This is a genomic window from Microbulbifer maximicatervae (SeqCode) (assembly GCF_052466985.1).
The window spans coordinates 4026891-4042500 of sequence record NZ_CP174298.1; the positions used below are offsets into that span (position 1 = coordinate 4026891).

Below are 15610 nucleotides of genomic sequence, written 5' to 3' on the forward strand. Positions count from 1 at the left end.
GATTAAATTACAAATTCTCACAGTGCAAATAACTTACCCCGCACGAACACATCTAACCAGTACCTTGGTCTCCAATTCCTGCTCAACACAGCGAAACTTCTGACCGTCAAGGGTTAATGACTTTGGGCTTCCCTGGGGCGCGGTTGTCGAACAACCGGCAACTCCTGTTGCCAGGGCCACGGCAAGCAGAATAAGTAGTATTTTCTGCACCGCAGGTCACCTCTGAGTATAAAAATTACAAACTTCATATTTGTATATGCTCTCTCAGAGTAGTGGAGATATCTGCCAGTGTGATGAATTCAGTGCCAACTTGTAAAATATGGCGACATGGAGGTGTAATTCATGGCGAGGTGCTATGGCATACTTATCTTGTAGCAGTATGTCGTTGCAGTTGAAGAAATGAGTATTAGACGTGAAAGGATTCTTGGTATGTATATAAGTAAGTATTTTAATGTTGCCCTGTTGATTTTATCTTTATGTAATTATGCAAAAGCTACAGATCTTGATAACAAAGAAGTATTTGAAGCATATAAAAAAGATCAGGAATGGCGGAATGAACTGTCTAGAAGTCTTGATAAAAATAAAAGTAATACCGTAAAAAATAATCTCTTCTCGTTTGCAGATGAATACAAAAATAGAAAGAGTGTTATGCAGGCACTTGCTAATGGTGAACTTCGCACGGCCAATGATTTTATGAGAGCATTTGTGATTCTGCATCACACCTCGAGGAAGCCTGGAGGAGGGAGTTTTAGCCAGGAGAATCACTATATTGCATTTCTTCTTGCAAAACGGGCCTATGAACTGGGGCATGAGGATGGAGTGTGGGCTCTAACAACTTCATACAATCGATATTTGCTGGGGACTGAATGTAAGGATCATGAGAAATATGGCTATCATCGTTCACAAGATGGCACTCGTATTATTTCGAATGATAAAAGTGTTAGCTCTGATGAGCGCTTGTCTTTTAAGTGTGGAATGTTTGATCCAGAACCAGTTTACTTCCAGCTCGGTTTGTTAGAGAAAGGGTAATTTCTACACTTTTGATTCCGTTTTTGCTAAATAAAAACCCCTATCAGATTCTATTTCTGATAGGGGTTTTTTACTGGTTAGATATTAGCGTCTACCGCGATGATGCCCTCCACGATGGTGTCCACCGCGAACACGATAGTGGCCTCTATGGCCCCGGTAGCCGCGATAACCGCCGCGGTGATAACTTCTATAGCCTCGGTGATGGGCCCGGTAGCGGGCGTGGGGTGACCGAGGATAATAGAAACGGTTGTAGTAGGGCATTCCGCGATAGTAGTAGCGAGCCCGGTAGCGAGGGTGGCCGCGGAATGATGCGGATCGGTAACTGGCGTAGCCGCCGCGGTAGTAGTAGGTATTCACCGGCGTGAAACCAACGGTTTGGTAAACCGGTGTCCTGTAGGAAGTTAAATAGACATTACTCGAAGCGTAATAGTTGGGCGTGGCATAGGGATAAGCGTAGGAGGAGGTGTAAGCGACTTGCCCTCCACTTGGGCCACCGTAACTGGTGTAGGTGGTGTAGTAACCATCGGTGGCACAGGCACCCAGGGCTAGGGCTGTGCACACCGTGGCGGTGAGAATCACCGTTTTTACAGCTCTATTCATAGTGCTTTCTCCGGTAAGTGGAATTTCCCCCCGGAGAGGCCCGGCAGGGGCCAAGCCCCTAGGCGCGCCAACTAGGCGAGCACAGAATCTCAGGTTTAGTAAGGTCTTGCGCGCGGCGGTGGATCGACAATTTGATACTGGGTATTTACAACCGCAGGCGGTCTCAGGCGATAAAAGTTGCCGTCCCAGTAGAAGTTACAGTGCTGCATATTGTGACAGGTGCCATCCGGGTGGCAGTGGGCATAGCGGCCACGCAGGTTGTAATACGTCTTGTTGTAATAAGGGCTGTATCCGTAATAACTGGCGGAACAATCGTTGCCTCCGCAGGGATAGCCGGATGTTCCATTACAGGCCGGTAGAGCCAGTCCTGCTGCGATGGCGAGCGCACAACCTGAGCCTCGCAGCAATCTAGTGGGCAGCGGTTTCATCAAGACCTCCACACCTATTGGCGGGTAACACTTCTACATTCAGCCTAGCATTTTTGGCGCGTGAATCATCATGGGGCAGAGTAAATGTTCTAGCAAAGCTGAATACCGAGGCAGGTCTGTATTGGTTGATGGAAACTCTTCAGTTTCGATTTGATAGACCCACTTGTTCGGAGTCAAAAAAGGTAAGGTCGGCAGGCGGGTGAAACCACTAAAAATTCGCACATTGTGAGAAAAATGGTTCTCTCGCAATGCGCGAATCAAGCATGAAGGTTTTTTAACCTAGTGACTGCTGGGCAGGAGATTTGGGTTTATTGACTCTAAGTACGCGCCGCTGCTCAGCAACTGCTTTGCCTCTTCAATATCCGGGGCAAAGTAGCGGTCCTTGTCATAGAAAGGTACTCGGGTGCGAAGTTTTGCCTTGGCGGCCTCCAGTTTTTCCGTGGATTTTAACGGCGCGCGGAAATCCAGTCCCTGACAGGCAGCGAGTAGCTCCACCGCCAGGATGCCACAGGTATTGTCGGCCATATCCCGCAGGCGACGGCCGGCAAAGGTGGCCATGGATACATGGTCTTCCTGGTTGGCGGAGGTGGGCAGTGAGTCCACGCAGGCTGGGTGCGCCATGGATTTGTTCTCACTGGCAAGCGCCGCTGAGGTGACCTGGGCGATCATAAAGCCGGAGTTCACCCCGCCATTTTCCACCAGGAAGGGAGGCAGGCCGGATAGGTTGCTGTCGATCAACAGCGCCATACGACGCTCGGACAGGGAGCCGATTTCTGCCAATGCCAGCGCCAGGTTGTCGGCGACCATAGCAACAGGCTCCGCGTGGAAGTTACCGCCGGAAATAATGTCGGAGTTATCCGGATTTTCCTCGTCGGTAAATACCAGCGGGTTATCGGAAACACCATTTGACTCGGCCAACAATACTTCGGCAGCGAAGCGCATCTGCTGCAGACAGGCACCCATTACCTGGGGCTGACAGCGCAGGGAGTAGGGGTCCTGCACTTTTTCGCAGAACTGGTGGGAATCACCGATCTGGCTGGTTTCACCGAGCAGGTCCCGATAAATTGCTGCTACGTCGCGCTGAGCCTGTTGGCCGCGGGCGTTGTGAATACGATCATCGAAAGGGCGGCGTGAGCCCTTGGCGGCTTCCAGAGTAATGGCACCGGTTACCAGGGCGCCGGCGAACAGGTCTTCACTGGCGAACAGGCCGAGCAGGGCAAAGGCGGTAGAAGCCTGGGTGCCATTTAGCAGGGCGAGCCCCTCTTTGGGAGCCAGGGTAATGGGCTCTAGCCCCGCAGCTTTGAGGCCTTCGTGAGCACTCTTGCGCTCGCCCTTGATAAATACTTCCCCTTCACCGAGAAGTACCACGCTCATATGAGCCAGCGGCGCCAAATCGCCAGAAGCGCCGACAGAGCCTTTCTCAGGGATGGCGGGGTAGACACCGGCATTGACCAGTTGCATTAAAGCTTCGATAACCTGTGGGCGCACACCGGAGAAGCCGCGCGCGAGCGAGTTGATTTTCAACACCATCAGCAGACGCACGGTGGCTTCACTCATAAAGTTGCCGGTACCGGCGGCATGGCTCAGTACAATAGCGCGCTGCAGGTTTTCCAGGTCGTGCTTTTCAATGCGGGTGTTGGCCAATAAACCAAAACCGGTATTAATTCCGTAAACCGTGCGCCCCTCGGTAATAACCTGGGCAACAGTGTGGGCAGAGGCTTCAATAGCGGGGTAGGCGCTTTTCGCCAGGGACAGTTGCACCGACTCGCGGGCTACGCGGCGCAGTTGCGCAAGGCTCAATTGACCGGGATCGATTTCCAATTGATACATAAATTCATTCACCAAAAAATATTTACTGCTTAGCAGGCTGTTGATAAACAGCCTGCGCGGGCGGTGCGAAAGCGCCTGCCGCAAAATCAAGCACTGCAAATGCTTGATTTGAGTGCCCACCCTTGTGGACATGTGCCGCAAAGATGGCTTGAAAAAGTCGCTTGCTGGCTTTTTCAACACCCTGTTAGGCGCCGGCGGTGCAGCCCGATAAAAATTATTCGAGCTGTAAAAAATTTCCGTCGGCGGTATTTTTATTGCGGTAAAAAATCAGTCGTTCAGCATAGGCAGGTCTAGGCCCTGCTCTTTTGCGCACTTTTTTGCGATCTCGTAACCGGCATCGGCGTGGCGCATTACGCCGGTGGCGGGATCATTCCAGAGAACCCGCTCAATACGTTTGCGCGCAGCTTCGGTGCCGTCACAGACAATGACCACACCAGAGTGCTGGGAGAAGCCCATGCCTACGCCACCACCGTGATGCAGGGATACCCAGGTAGCGCCGGAGGCAGTGTTCAGCAGGGCATTCATCAGCGGCCAGTCGGAGACAGCGTCGGAACCATCCATCATGGCTTCAGTTTCGCGGTTGGGGCTCGCTACAGAGCCGCTGTCGAGGTGGTCGCGGCCGATCACTACTGGTGCTTCCAATTCACCGTTGGCTACCATCTCGTTAAATGCCAGTGCCAGGCGCGCGCGATCTTTCAGACCTACCCAGCAGATACGTGCGGGCAGTCCCTGGAAGTGAATCCGCTCGCGGGCCATATCGAGCCAGTTGTGCAGCTGCGGATTATCGGGAATCAGTTCTTTAACCTTGGCATCGGTCTTGTAGATATCTTCCGGGTCGCCGGACAAGGCCGCCCAGCGGAAAGGACCGACACCTTCGCAGAACAGCGGGCGAATATAAGCGGGTACAAAGCCGGGGAAATCAAAGGCATTTTCCACACCTTCCTCGAGAGCCATCTGACGAATATTGTTGCCGTAGTCGAGGGTTGCGGCGCCGCGCTTTTGCAGCTCCAGCATGGCTTCAACCTGAACCGCCATAGACTGTTTGGCTGCCTTTACTACTGCAGCTTCATCTTTCTTGCGCATCTCCGCTGCGTATTCCATGGTCCAGCCCTGGGGCAGGTAGCCATTTAAAGGATCGTGAGCGGAAGTCTGGTCGGTAACCGAATCTGGCAGAATATTGCGCTTTACAATTTCCGGGAAAATATCTGCTGCGTTGCCCAGCAGGCCAACGGAAATGGCTTCGCCTTTTTCCATTGCGGCTTCAATCATTTGCAGGGCTTCGTCGAGGCTGGTGGCTTTTTTGTCTACATAGCCAGTGCGCAGACGGAAATCGATACGGGTTTCGTCGCACTCTACTGCGATCATGCTGAATCCGGCCATGGTCGCCGCCAGTGGCTGAGCGCCACCCATGCCGCCGAGGCCACCGGTAAGAATCCATTTGCCTTTCGCTTCGCCATTAAAGTGTTTGCGTGCGACGGCGGCAAAGGTTTCATAGGTACCCTGGACGATGCCTTGGGAGCCGATATAAATCCAAGAGCCGGCAGTCATCTGGCCGTACATGGCCAGGCCTTTTTTATCCAGCTCGTTAAAGTGTTCCCAGTTGGCCCAGTGGGGTACCAAGTTGGAGTTGGCAATTAATACCCGGGGTGCATCGGCGTGGGTTTTAAAGACTCCGACAGGCTTGCCGGACTGCACCAGCAGGGTTTCGTCGTCTTCCAGGCGCTTCAGCACCTCGACAATCTTGTCGTAGCACTCCCAATCCCGCGCGGCGCGGCCGATACCACCGTACACCACCAGGTCCTCCGGGCGTTCAGCTACCTCGGCGTCCAGGTTGTTCATCAACATGCGCAGGGGAGCTTCGGTGAGCCAGCTTTTGGCATTGAGCTCACTGCCGCGAGGCGCGCGGATTTTGCGGCTGGGATCGTGGCGTTTGTCGGTAGACATAGCTTCCTCGTCAATTTTTCTCGTAAAAAAATTCACACGTCCCGGATTTGATTGTTTCTTTTCCCAGGGCGCGCGGGATAAATCAATAACTAGAATCTCAGTTGTGCACCGAGGCGGTATCGATTGCCTGGGTGAACCAGGCGCGCGAAGCTCACGGTGCCGGCACTGCATTTAGTGCGCCGCCAAACCTGGAGGCACGCATCTCCGGGGGCAATTTCCAGAGCGTGGGCGATAGCGGCTTCCGCAGCTATGGCCTCGACGGTTGTATCGGCCTCGGTCAGCGGTGCGACTTTGGAAAGATAGGCGTTGGGGGTGGTGTGGGCGAAGTCCTGGTCCAGGTAATCTGGAGCCAAGGCTGGATTGGTAAACCGCTCTTCCCACTGCACCGGCAAGCCGTTGTCACAGTGCACAATAATGGAGTGAAACACTTTTGCCTGTTCGGGCACTTCCAATGCCAGGGCTACATCGGCGCTGGCGACACAGGGCTGAGCTAACAGAATGCGGTTGCTGTAACTGTGCCCCCGGGCCGAGATCTCGTCGGCGATATTGCGCACTTCCAACAGTGAGCTGGCGGGCACCGGCTCGGCGACAAAAGTACCCAGCCCCTGGGAGCGCATCAGAACGCGCTCATCGGTTAACTCGGTGAGTGCCCGCCTTGCGGTCATCCGGCTCACACTGAATTGCTGTGCCAGTTGGTTCTCCGAGGGCACCTGGGAGTGAATTGGCCACTCGCCAGACTCAATTTGTTGGCGGATATGGCGCTTGATGGCCGCGTATCGGGGTTCACTTGCAGTATTCATAGACTCAGGTACAGTGCTTCCGTGGCTTGTATATTGTTGTATATACAAGAATAGTTGCGGCTACTATGGTTTCCCTGCTGCGGGCTGTCAAGTCGAAGAGGGGAGCTGTATCCTGCCCGTTACTGGTTTGTCGGTCATCGGGCCGAGCATCTATGGTTTAAAAGGAAAAGCGTGCCGCTAAAAGCTTATGTCAGAACGCTGTGATTTGCTGATTACCAATTTGAATGCCGCCACAATGGACCCATCCATTGCCGGTGGTTACGGTGTTATCGAGGATGCTGCAATTGCGGTAACCAAAGGTCGGATCGTTTGGATTGGTCCCCGCCGGGATCTGCCCGAGTGCACCCCAGACCGCATTGTTGATGGCGAAGGTCAATGGGCAACTCCGGGCCTGATCGATTGCCACACGCATCTCGTATATGGAGGCCATCGCGCAGGGGAGTTTGCCCGTCGCCTGGGGGGAGAGAGTTACGAAGAAGTGGCTCGTTCTGGCGGGGGTATTATTTCTACCGTGCGGGCGACACGGGGTGCCAGTGCCGAGAACCTGTATAAATTGGCTGAGCCCCGTCTGCACGCCCTGATGGCCGAAGGCGTTACAACCGTGGAAATTAAATCCGGTTATGGCCTGGACCTGGATACTGAACTAAAGCAACTGCGCACCGCGAGACGCCTGGCGCAACACAACTCAGTGGAAATAGTAACGACCTGTCTGGCAGCTCACGCTCTGCCACCGGAATACGACGGTCGTGCCGATGAATATATCGACCTTATCTGCGAGCAGATATTGCCCGCTGTAGCCCGCGAGCAACTGGCCGATGCCGTGGATATGTTTTGCGAGACGATTGGATTTACTGTCGATCAGTGCCAGAGAGTTATCGATGCAGCGAAAAAACTGGACCTGCCAGTAAAAGTGCACGCCGAGCAGTTGGCGCGTACAGGGGCTACTGAAATGGCGGCAAAGTCCGGGGCATTATCGGTAGATCATATTGAATACATCAGCGATGCGGATGTCCGGGCCATGGCGGAAAGCGGCACCGTGGCCGTCCTCCTGCCGGGTGCTTTCTATACGCTGCACGAAACCCAGGTTCCGCCCATTGAAAAATTACGCGAGGCGGGGGTTTGTATGGCATTGGCTACAGACCTTAATCCCGGGAGTTGTCCAATCGCTTCCCTACGTTTGATGATGAATATGGGTTGTCAGCTGTTTGGCTTAACTCCGGCAGAAGCTCTCGCAGGTGTTACCCGTGCAGCCGCTCGGGCATTGGGTTTGTGCTGTTCTCGCGGTGTACTGCGCGAGGGGCTGCGAGCAGATATTGTTCTTTGGCCGATGGATACCCCGGATCAGCTCGCTTATGAAGTTGGCGCTTTAAAGCCTGCAAGAATTTTCCTGGAGGGGCGCGATGTTACAGCTTGCTGATATGCAACTGAGAATCGGGTAAGTTGATTCTTAGGGTGGATGTACATCGGAAATAAGGATAAGTTGGTGCTAAATGAGCAACAATATTATCAACAATTTTTATAAGGTTTTTGCGCCCATTATTATCTGAGAATTGGAATGTTGATCTCTATTTAGTATCTATCGAGGGCTTTATTTTTAGTTCATGAGTGCCGCTTTGTATTTACAATGGGCGACACTTTTTGATACTGCTAGCCAATGTCACAGCGTTGGCTGATAAATAGGGCATACTTATAAACTGTAAGCCTCTTTAGATTTACAATCGGAATAAATAAACGGTCCCCTCTTAACATTAATGATCAGGGGGCTGTAACCGATAAATAAGTAATAAGGATTTTTGTATACCTTACATTTTCACAGGAAGTGCATCTTGCCTTTGCAATATCTCTATATCAGTTAATGCACACTAAATTCATTACTCTAAAGCTAGGAGCTCTTGAAAATGAGTAATTCCAGTCTTTCAGGAGCAGTGGTGCTCCCGCAAGAAAATCCTCGTATTTTGGCCTTTGATCTGACCCGAGGCATTGCCGTACTGTTTATGATTGCTATTCACGTCTTATATCATTATGGACGAACAGACGTGGCAGACAGTGCTATTGGTGTTGCTATCCAGGTATCTGCGGGAACTCCGGCAGCTTCAGCATTTATGCTGATTATGGGTATTTTCATTGGCTATAGTTCGAAGCCGAGTCTGAAACAGGATTTGTTTCGTGCTGCTGGTCTTTTTGCAATAGGGTATTTACTTAATTTCGCCCGTGGCACAGTGCCTATGTGGCTTTCTTTACAGTTTGGCCTTGTCACACAAGAGCAACTGGGAGAATACACACCGCTGAGTGAATTTCTTATGGTAGATATTTTCCAGTTTGCTGGCCTTGCGCTCGCTATTTGTGCACTAGTCAGGCACTTCTTGCCTCATCCTATATACTGGCTCGCTGCGGCAGCTATCGTAGCATTCGGCTCCTCACTCGTCTGGGATATCGGCAGTAACTCCGTTGTTATTGACGAAATTTTACAGTTGTTTTTTGGCAATAAGCGCGAAGGGGTAATGTTCCCGTTATTTTCCTGGCTTGCCTATCCCCTCGCAGGCATGGCAGTTGGCTACTGGTTTAAAAATACAAAAAATATAGATGCATTGTTCTCACGCAGCATATGGATTGGCTTAGCCCTAATGAGCATAGGTGGCCTTCTAATCATGTTGAATACGCAATACTTTTTTGCCGAAAACATGAGAGGTGGCCCAGGTCTAATTATTCTGCTTATTGGCTATACTTTCCTTTGGCTTTGGATTAGTAATTTCCTTTTAAACAAAGTACAGAACAGAAAGCTCATTGACGTAATGGTGTTTTGGGGTAAAAACATAACTCCGTTCTATATCGCTCAGTGGTTGATAATTGGATGGGGATTAATGTTAGTTGGTTCCCAGCAGCTTGGTATGGCCAGTACGTTAACAGCAATGTTTATCGTACTCCTGCTTTCTCATTTTGGGACTCGAGCTTGGGTTAATTTCCGTTCCCATAAAGGGAAAGCTATGGAGCAGCCTGCAGCGTCTGCGGTATAGTACCGATATGCAACACGTGCTGTTGAAAAATGCGGCACGTTAGTGTTGTAGAAGCGCAACTTAAATGCTTCTTTTTCGTGACATATTTTAAGGTACTCGCAGAGGGCATTGCTTGATCGTCTACTTCCAAAAGTATCGGCAGCTCTCGCGTTGGGGCTTTACAGTTCCCACAGCCCACTGTGCGAAGGTTTGCGCGCGCATATTGCGCACGGCCAATGGATATTCCGGTTCAACTTGCCTACAAAGTGGGGGCTTGAAGCCAATAAAGATCTTCCTCGGAGGTATTGATGTTACAACTTGCTGATATGCAGTTATGGAGTGGTCGCACCGACTCTGAGGATGGACGTGCAGGTGAGCGCTGGCACCAGCGGATTTCTCCTTTGCAATTGGATGACCCTCCCGGCCTGACTGTTCTCGGCTTCGCTTCTGATGAGGGTGTGCGTCGAAATAAAGGGCGAATTGGCGCGGCCAAGGGACCGAGAATATTGCGTTTGGCCATGGCTAACCTGCCGGCCACTTTCGATGCGCCCTTATACGATGCGGGCAATGTCAGAGTAGAGCGGGAAGACTTGGAGTCTGCCCAATCGCTATTGGGTGCCCGTATCAATGAGTTGCTCGGTGCCGGTCACTTTCCACTGGTATTGGGAGGCGGCCATGAAATGGCTTTTGGCAGTTATCAGGGGATTGCCCGCTGGATGCGCGAGCATCACCGCGAGAGCAGCCTGGGTATTATCAATTTTGATGCGCATTTGGATTTACGCACACCTGCGCCAAAGGGGTCATCGGGTACGCCATTTTTCCAGATTGCAGAGCAGTGCAGGATAAATGGTCGCGAATTTAATTATCTCTGTGTGGGTGCGGCGGATAACGCCAACACACCTGCTCTCTACCAGAGAGCTGATGAGCTGGGTGCCCAGGTTATTCGGGATCGTGAAATCAGTAGCTGGAATCTGAATACGGTTCAGGCGCGAATCCACGACTTTATTGAGAAGGTGGATTTTGTCTATCTGACGGTATGTCTGGATGTATTGCCGGCAGCAGTTATGCCTGCGGTGAGTGCCCCCTCTGGCAGGGGGGTTTCCATGGAGTTTCTGGAAGTCTTGCTGGATACCGTTTTGGAATCCAATAAAGTTTGTTTGGCGGATATCGCTGAATTTAATCCCTATTTTGATATTGAGGATCATGGTGCGCGTACCGCGGCCCGCCTGGGATTTCAAATTGCAAATCGTGCGGCCAGAAAAATCCCCTGAGTATTTTTAATAATACAGCGCGGCCACTATGGCTTTGGAGGTCGCGTTAACTTCAGTATTAGAAACCACTATTTTAATCTTTATCTACAGCCGTAAGTGACTGGCAGAAAGCTCCGCTTTTGTAGTTGATATGATCAAAGATCTTGAAATTAATCACTTAAAAACCCTGGAAATACTATTCAGGGTTGAAAGTATCTCCCTTGCCGCAGAGCATCTGCAGGTTTCGCAGCAAGCTGTCAGTTTGCAGCTGAAGAAGATTAGAAAAATAGTTGGGGATGATCTATTTGTGCGCACTGGGCATGGGATGGCTCCCACCAGTTATGCAAAATTTATAGAGCCACAGATTCGACAGGTGCTGATGTTACTCAGTGAAATTCCCGCTCCGGGTTCTCTTGATTCAAGCCAGACTTCCCGGACCCTGGTGATCTCTGCTACAGATTACGCGCAAAAAGTGGTTGTTGCCGAGTTGATCCAAAGGGTCAGGCAATATGCGCCGAAAGTGAAATTTATTGTCACTAATATTGAAAGCGTCTCGCTCACCCAGAAAATGCATCAGGGAGAAATTGACTTAGCTTTCACATCAACGGGGTATGTGCCTGATGGAATTAATACACAGGTGCTCTTTAATGAGCGTTATGTCTGTGTATCGGCTAATCCTATGTATAGTTTAGATGAGTTGGTCCCTATTGATCAGTTGATGCAATCTGATTTTGTGATTACATCGCCAGGGGTTGGAGGCTTGCGCGGTTCAGCCGATCGTTGGCTAGAGGGGCAAGGTCTAAAAAGAGAGATTGTTGTTTCGGCGCCCTCTTTTTATATAGCCCAGGAGTTCTTGAAAAGGACGAATACCCTGGCCTTTATTCCCTCTAGGTTGATGCCTTGTGAGGGCTTGGTGGAAATTACCTTGGACAAGTATCCACCTGGCTACGAAGTTGTAGCCGCTTTTCATCCCCGAGTGGAAAATGATCCATTGGTAAGTTGGATTCTCAATGATCTGCACCAACGGTTTTCTAAGTCAATGGCTTCCTGATTGTATCCGTAACAAGCTTTACTCCATAGCTTTGGCAAAGCTGCCTTTCTACTATGATTTTTTCAAAAGCTAGAAAGCGTACAGGTCTGTTATGAGTATTCTGAATATTAATCCTTCTTCACTTTATGATGGCAGTTCTTCCTGCCTATCCCACGCCCGAGTCGATACTAAAACAGGCTTGGTATTTGTATCGGGTCAGGTGGATTGGGATAGTAATTGTGAAGTTAAAAACATAGGGGTTGGTGCTCAGGCGGAAAGCGCCATGCAAAAGTTATTGACAGTATTGGATGAGGCCGGATCGTCGGTAGAGAATCTTTTGCAGTTACGTATCTATGTGCGTGGAGAAGTTAGTGAGCATCTGGGGGAAATAGTCCCCGTGCTATCTAAATATTTGGGTACTACTCGCCCGGCAATCACGGGAGTGGGAGTCACATCCCTGGCGTCGCCAGAGACATTGATAGAAATTGAGGCAGTGGCTAAAACGCTGCTTTAAGTACCTGAATAAAAAAAGCCCCGCATTGCAGGGCTTTTAAGTTTTACTTGAGGTGTTCCCTAAGCTCGGAGCCTGCTTGATCAAGAGCATCCTGCACCGCGGGCACGTCACTCAGGGCATTTAGTAGGCCGTAGTCGTGAATCATGCCGTTATAGCGAACAGCGGTTACGGTCACACCAGCTTCGTTAAGTTTGCGGGCGTAAGCTTCCCCTTCATCTCTCAGCACATCCATCTCAGCAGTCTGCACCAGAGCGGGAGGCAAGCCGACCAACTGGGATTTGCTTGCGCGCAGAGGTGAAGCATAGATCTCGTTGCGCTGTTTGGGGTCGGTAGTGTAGTTATCCCAGAACCACTTCATCATATCCCGTGTCAGGAAGTGATCCTGGGCGAACTGCTTATAAGAAGCGTTGTTGAAGTTGGCATCGGTAACCGGCCAGAGCAGCAGTTGGAATTGCAGATCCGGTGTTCCTTTCTCTTTCGACATCAAGGCAACCACGGCTGCCATATTGCCACCGACACTGTTACCGGCCACGGCAAGACGGGAGCCGTCGACACCGATCTTTTCGCCATTCTCCGCGACCCACTGGGTAGCCGCATAAGCCTGGTTAATTGCAGTCGGGTACTTGGCCTCTGGAGATGGGGTGTAATCCACATACACCGCAGCGGCGCCGGAGCGTTGAACCAGATCGCGGATCAAGCGTTCGTGGGTTGGGTAGTCACCCAAGACCCAGCCTCCGCCGTGGAAATACATAAAGGCGGGAATCTGGCCCCGGGTGTTTTTCGGTTTAACGATAGTCAGTTCCAGCTTTTCGCCATTAACCGTAATGGTTTTCTTGCTGACTTCAGCGGGCGGCAATTGCGCACCCTCTTGGGCTACGACCAGGACGGCGCGGGCATCTTTTGGTGATAGTTGCTCAATGGGTTTGCCGCCACCTTGCGCCAGTGCTTGAAGGAACCCCTGGGTATTTTTCTCCACACCAGGGGAAATAGAAGCAGACGCAGAAGCCATACCAAGAGCAAAGAAAAGGGGTAGTGCCAGCTTGGAAATTTTTAAGCCATTCATAACGGATACCTTCAACTCTCTACCGGTTGCTTAAGCGGATATGTGCAGGCGCACATCAACATTGCCTCGGGTTGCATTGGAATAAGGGCAAACTTCTTCGTGAGCGGTGTTGGCAATTTTTTCTGCCGTCGCCTGATCCAGGCCAGGAAGATCGATGTAGAGGTCAATATCCAGACCGAACCCCTTACCCTGGGGACCGATTCCAACTTCAGCGCGCACAGTGGTTTCTTCCGGGACTTTTACTTTCTCTTTACCGGCGACAAACTTAAGAGCGCCAATAAAGCAGGCAGAGTAACCCGCAGCAAACAGTTGCTCTGGGTTGGTGCCATCGCCACCGGGGCCGCCAAGCTCTTTGGGAATACTGAGCTTTACGCTTAACTTTCCATCTGATGATTGAGCTTCGCCATCACGGCCGCCATTTGCGGTTGCTACTGCGGTGTAAACTGTTTGCATTACCTGTCCTCATTGATGTGTGTTTGTCTGTCAGAAGCCGCCTGGAATGGAGTCCAGTCCTTTTCCCGCTGGATTTATTGAGCTGGGGGTAGTAGTCCGGATTTCTAAGTCAGCTTCTAAACAGCGCGTCAGCTTGGACGCCAGATAAAGTTATTGCGATAACTATTATTGCGATAATTAAATGTTGCTATAAGGACGATAGCTATAACAAATGGAGCCAAAGCGGGGGCCCCGCTAATGGCGGGGCGATAAAAGAGGGGAAGATTAAGGGTTCGCTAAATATTGGCGAAGCGTCTCTATTTGCGTCTTTAGCGCCTGTGCAGACTGAGGATTCAAGCCACAGGCATTCAGCACCTGAGTGGGAATTGAAGAAGCCTCTTTTTGCATCGACCTACCGGCATCAGTCAGCTCGATAATGACTCGACGCTCGTCCTCCGGGTCTCGGTGGCGGTTGATCAGCTTTTGATTCTCCAGTCGTTTGATAACTGGCGTTAGGGCACCCTTATCCTGGCCGAGCCGCAGACTCAGCTCCGTAGCGGTGATTCCGTCGTCTTCCCAGAGCACCAGCATCATCAAGTACTGGGGGTAGGTTATTCCCAGTGTCTCCAATAGAGGCTTGTACATCTTGCTCATTGCCAGGGAGGCAGAATACAGGCTGAAGCAAAGTTGGTTATCGAGTTTTTGGTCTTCGTTTATGGACTTGGCCATAGGCACACCCTACTTACCGGTGGCAGTTTTGCGCCAGTGTAGCGCAAGTATGGACTTACCACGCTTCTTCATTGTTCCAGAACCGACACATACTGCCAATCGAGAGCAGCAAAACTATTTGTAAGGTTTTTTTTAAAGCCGGTACAGTAATTTGCATAGACGATGGAGTGGCCGGTGGATTTACGGGATCAATTATTTCAACAAGCGACTACGGAATATGCTGAAGGGGTTTCCCGGCTGGTGCATAGCTATGTGCGATCAAAAGCTGAGCATGATGACCTGTTACAGGAAATCTGGCTGGGACTCTGGCGGGCTCTGCCGACATTTCGCGGTGATGCCAGTTTAAAAACCTTTGTATATCGTATCGCACATAACCGCTGTGTGACCGAGCTGACCCGTAGAAAACCTTATCATGGGAGTGATGATGAATTACTGGAGCTTGAGGACCACCAGCCGGGCCCCGCAGAGCGATTGGTAGCCGAACGCAAGTCTGAACAGCTGGTTCGTGCAGTGCAGAAATTACCCTTAGGACTCCGGCAGACATTGACTCTTCGCCTGGAAGGCCTGAGCTATGCGGAAATCTCTGAAGTTCTGGGTATTACCGAGTCCAATATTGCAGTGCGGCTCAACCGGGCAAAAGAGCGTCTCAATATCTGCCTTTTGGGAAGTGAAAAATGAATGAATCAGACACAGAAAAACAGTGGCTAGAGCTGGAAAGTATCTGGAAGGGGCAACAGACCAGCGCAGAAATCCCAATTACAGCGCTGAATTGGGTGCGTCGCCAGGAGCGACGAATGCGATTGGTGGTCGCTTTTGAATATCTTTTTGCAATAGCTGGGGTAATCTATTTGCTAGGAGTAATTCTTGCGAAGAACTACCCAGATACCATGTACCGAGTAGCTTTTGTTATTGCGACGCTCGTTTCGGCAATAGTATTTTCGACAGTTAATCGGCGAGGTCTTTGGGCC

The 15610-nt window shown here is 50.9% G+C and carries 17 protein-coding genes (1 of these 17 running past the window's edge); 8 read left to right on the forward strand and 9 right to left on the reverse strand.

From position 1 onward, the window contains the following. Positions 1-33 precede the first annotated feature (33 nt). On the reverse strand, positions 34-210 hold the full coding sequence (locus tag ACJJI3_RS17825; RefSeq protein WP_413663747.1) for a hypothetical protein: 177 nt from the start codon (positions 208-210) through the stop codon (positions 34-36). A 219-nt stretch (positions 211-429) separates the two neighbouring features. On the opposite strand from ACJJI3_RS17825, the gene ACJJI3_RS17830 reads away from it, so the two are divergent. Then, entirely contained in the window at positions 430-1029 is a 600-nt protein-coding gene (locus ACJJI3_RS17830; RefSeq protein WP_444940446.1) for a hypothetical protein, read from the forward strand. An 84-nt stretch (positions 1030-1113) separates the two neighbouring features. Here ACJJI3_RS17830 and ACJJI3_RS17835 read toward each other — a convergent pair whose 3' ends face one another. From ACJJI3_RS17835 to hutC, 5 genes are all read right to left on the reverse strand, one after another. Continuing rightward, positions 1114-1629 carry a hypothetical protein gene (locus tag ACJJI3_RS17835; RefSeq protein ID WP_444940447.1) on the reverse strand — a complete coding sequence of 172 codons (516 nt, stop codon included), beginning with the start codon at positions 1627-1629 and terminating at the stop codon, positions 1114-1116. 95 nt (positions 1630-1724) lie between these two features. After that, positions 1725-2057 carry a hypothetical protein gene (locus ACJJI3_RS17840; protein WP_444940448.1) on the reverse strand — a complete coding sequence of 111 codons (333 nt, stop codon included), beginning with the start codon at positions 2055-2057 and terminating at the stop codon, positions 1725-1727. Between the two features lie 279 nt (positions 2058-2336). Next, positions 2337-3887, reverse strand: a complete 1551-nt coding sequence (hutH, locus tag ACJJI3_RS17845; protein WP_444940449.1) for a histidine ammonia-lyase — start codon at positions 3885-3887, stop codon at positions 2337-2339. Positions 3888-4154: 267 nt separating this feature from the next. Continuing rightward, positions 4155-5831 (reverse strand): urocanate hydratase, encoded by a 1677-nt coding sequence (gene hutU / locus ACJJI3_RS17850; protein ID WP_444940450.1) that lies wholly within the window; start codon positions 5829-5831, stop codon positions 4155-4157. A gap of 89 nt (positions 5832-5920) precedes the next feature. Further along, the gene (gene hutC / locus ACJJI3_RS17855; protein WP_282930784.1) at positions 5921-6631 is read right to left on the reverse strand and encodes a histidine utilization transcriptional repressor HutC; all 711 of its coding nucleotides are present in this window, start codon (positions 6629-6631) and stop codon (positions 5921-5923) included. Positions 6632-6818: 187 nt separating this feature from the next. On the opposite strand from hutC, the gene hutI reads away from it, so the two are divergent. The 5 genes from hutI to ACJJI3_RS17880 all read left to right on the forward strand — a co-directional run bounded on the left by hutI (position 6819) and on the right by ACJJI3_RS17880 (position 12418). Further along, on the forward strand, positions 6819-8048 hold the full coding sequence (gene hutI / locus ACJJI3_RS17860) for an imidazolonepropionase (RefSeq protein WP_413663744.1): 1230 nt from the start codon (positions 6819-6821) through the stop codon (positions 8046-8048). A 481-nt stretch (positions 8049-8529) separates the two neighbouring features. Then, entirely contained in the window at positions 8530-9645 is a 1116-nt protein-coding gene (locus ACJJI3_RS17865) for a heparan-alpha-glucosaminide N-acetyltransferase domain-containing protein (RefSeq protein ID WP_444940451.1), read from the forward strand. A 287-nt stretch (positions 9646-9932) separates the two neighbouring features. Then, positions 9933-10895 (forward strand): formimidoylglutamase, encoded by a 963-nt coding sequence (gene hutG, locus ACJJI3_RS17870; protein ID WP_444940452.1) that lies wholly within the window; start codon positions 9933-9935, stop codon positions 10893-10895. A 130-nt stretch (positions 10896-11025) separates the two neighbouring features. After that, the gene (locus tag ACJJI3_RS17875; RefSeq protein WP_444940453.1) at positions 11026-11925 is read left to right on the forward strand and encodes a LysR family transcriptional regulator; all 900 of its coding nucleotides are present in this window, start codon (positions 11026-11028) and stop codon (positions 11923-11925) included. 91 nt (positions 11926-12016) lie between these two features. Beyond that, a complete protein-coding gene (locus ACJJI3_RS17880; RefSeq protein ID WP_444940454.1) occupies positions 12017-12418 on the forward strand; it encodes a RidA family protein in 402 nt (133 codons plus the stop codon). A gap of 43 nt (positions 12419-12461) precedes the next feature. Here ACJJI3_RS17880 and ACJJI3_RS17885 read toward each other — a convergent pair whose 3' ends face one another. The 3 genes from ACJJI3_RS17885 to ACJJI3_RS17895 form a co-directional block, all read right to left on the reverse strand. Further along, positions 12462-13481, reverse strand: a complete 1020-nt coding sequence (locus ACJJI3_RS17885) for an alpha/beta hydrolase (protein WP_444940455.1) — start codon at positions 13479-13481, stop codon at positions 12462-12464. 30 nt (positions 13482-13511) lie between these two features. Next, on the reverse strand, positions 13512-13934 hold the full coding sequence (locus ACJJI3_RS17890) for an organic hydroperoxide resistance protein (RefSeq protein ID WP_282930790.1): 423 nt from the start codon (positions 13932-13934) through the stop codon (positions 13512-13514). A 264-nt stretch (positions 13935-14198) separates the two neighbouring features. Beyond that, entirely contained in the window at positions 14199-14642 is a 444-nt protein-coding gene (locus ACJJI3_RS17895; RefSeq protein ID WP_444940456.1) for a MarR family winged helix-turn-helix transcriptional regulator, read from the reverse strand. Between the two features lie 174 nt (positions 14643-14816). On the opposite strand from ACJJI3_RS17895, the gene ACJJI3_RS17900 reads away from it, so the two are divergent. Continuing rightward, the gene (locus ACJJI3_RS17900) at positions 14817-15320 is read left to right on the forward strand and encodes an RNA polymerase sigma factor (RefSeq protein WP_444940457.1); all 504 of its coding nucleotides are present in this window, start codon (positions 14817-14819) and stop codon (positions 15318-15320) included. Then, positions 15317-15610: the 5' portion of a hypothetical protein gene (locus tag ACJJI3_RS17905; RefSeq protein WP_444940458.1), read on the forward strand. 294 nt of this gene lie beyond the right edge of the window; 294 of the gene's 588 nt are visible here — the first part of the coding sequence; it begins with the start codon at positions 15317-15319; its stop codon lies off the right edge, out of view. The genes ACJJI3_RS17900 and ACJJI3_RS17905 overlap by 4 nt, the downstream gene beginning before the upstream one ends.

What these genes read in the sequence shown, in the direction of transcription:
- ACJJI3_RS17830 (WP_444940446.1), top strand. Translation starts at nt 430, where the DNA reads ATGTATATAAGTAAGTATTTTAATGTTGCCCTGTTGATTTTATCTTTA.
- ACJJI3_RS17835 (WP_444940447.1), bottom strand. Translation starts at nt 1,629, where the DNA reads ATGAATAGAGCTGTAAAAACGGTGATTCTCACCGCCACGGTGTGCACA.
- ACJJI3_RS17840 (WP_444940448.1), bottom strand. Translation starts at nt 2,057, where the DNA reads ATGAAACCGCTGCCCACTAGATTGCTGCGAGGCTCAGGTTGTGCGCTC.
- hutH (WP_444940449.1), bottom strand. Translation starts at nt 3,887, where the DNA reads ATGTATCAATTGGAAATCGATCCCGGTCAATTGAGCCTTGCGCAACTG.
- hutU (WP_444940450.1), bottom strand. Translation starts at nt 5,831, where the DNA reads ATGTCTACCGACAAACGCCACGATCCCAGCCGCAAAATCCGCGCGCCT.
- hutC (WP_282930784.1), bottom strand. Translation starts at nt 6,631, where the DNA reads ATGAATACTGCAAGTGAACCCCGATACGCGGCCATCAAGCGCCATATC.
- hutI (WP_413663744.1), top strand. Translation starts at nt 6,819, where the DNA reads ATGTCAGAACGCTGTGATTTGCTGATTACCAATTTGAATGCCGCCACA.
- ACJJI3_RS17865 (WP_444940451.1), top strand. Translation starts at nt 8,530, where the DNA reads ATGAGTAATTCCAGTCTTTCAGGAGCAGTGGTGCTCCCGCAAGAAAAT.
- hutG (WP_444940452.1), top strand. Translation starts at nt 9,933, where the DNA reads ATGTTACAACTTGCTGATATGCAGTTATGGAGTGGTCGCACCGACTCT.
- ACJJI3_RS17875 (WP_444940453.1), top strand. Translation starts at nt 11,026, where the DNA reads ATGATCAAAGATCTTGAAATTAATCACTTAAAAACCCTGGAAATACTA.
- ACJJI3_RS17880 (WP_444940454.1), top strand. Translation starts at nt 12,017, where the DNA reads ATGAGTATTCTGAATATTAATCCTTCTTCACTTTATGATGGCAGTTCT.
- ACJJI3_RS17885 (WP_444940455.1), bottom strand. Translation starts at nt 13,481, where the DNA reads ATGAATGGCTTAAAAATTTCCAAGCTGGCACTACCCCTTTTCTTTGCT.
- ACJJI3_RS17890 (WP_282930790.1), bottom strand. Translation starts at nt 13,934, where the DNA reads ATGCAAACAGTTTACACCGCAGTAGCAACCGCAAATGGCGGCCGTGAT.
- ACJJI3_RS17895 (WP_444940456.1), bottom strand. Translation starts at nt 14,642, where the DNA reads ATGGCCAAGTCCATAAACGAAGACCAAAAACTCGATAACCAACTTTGC.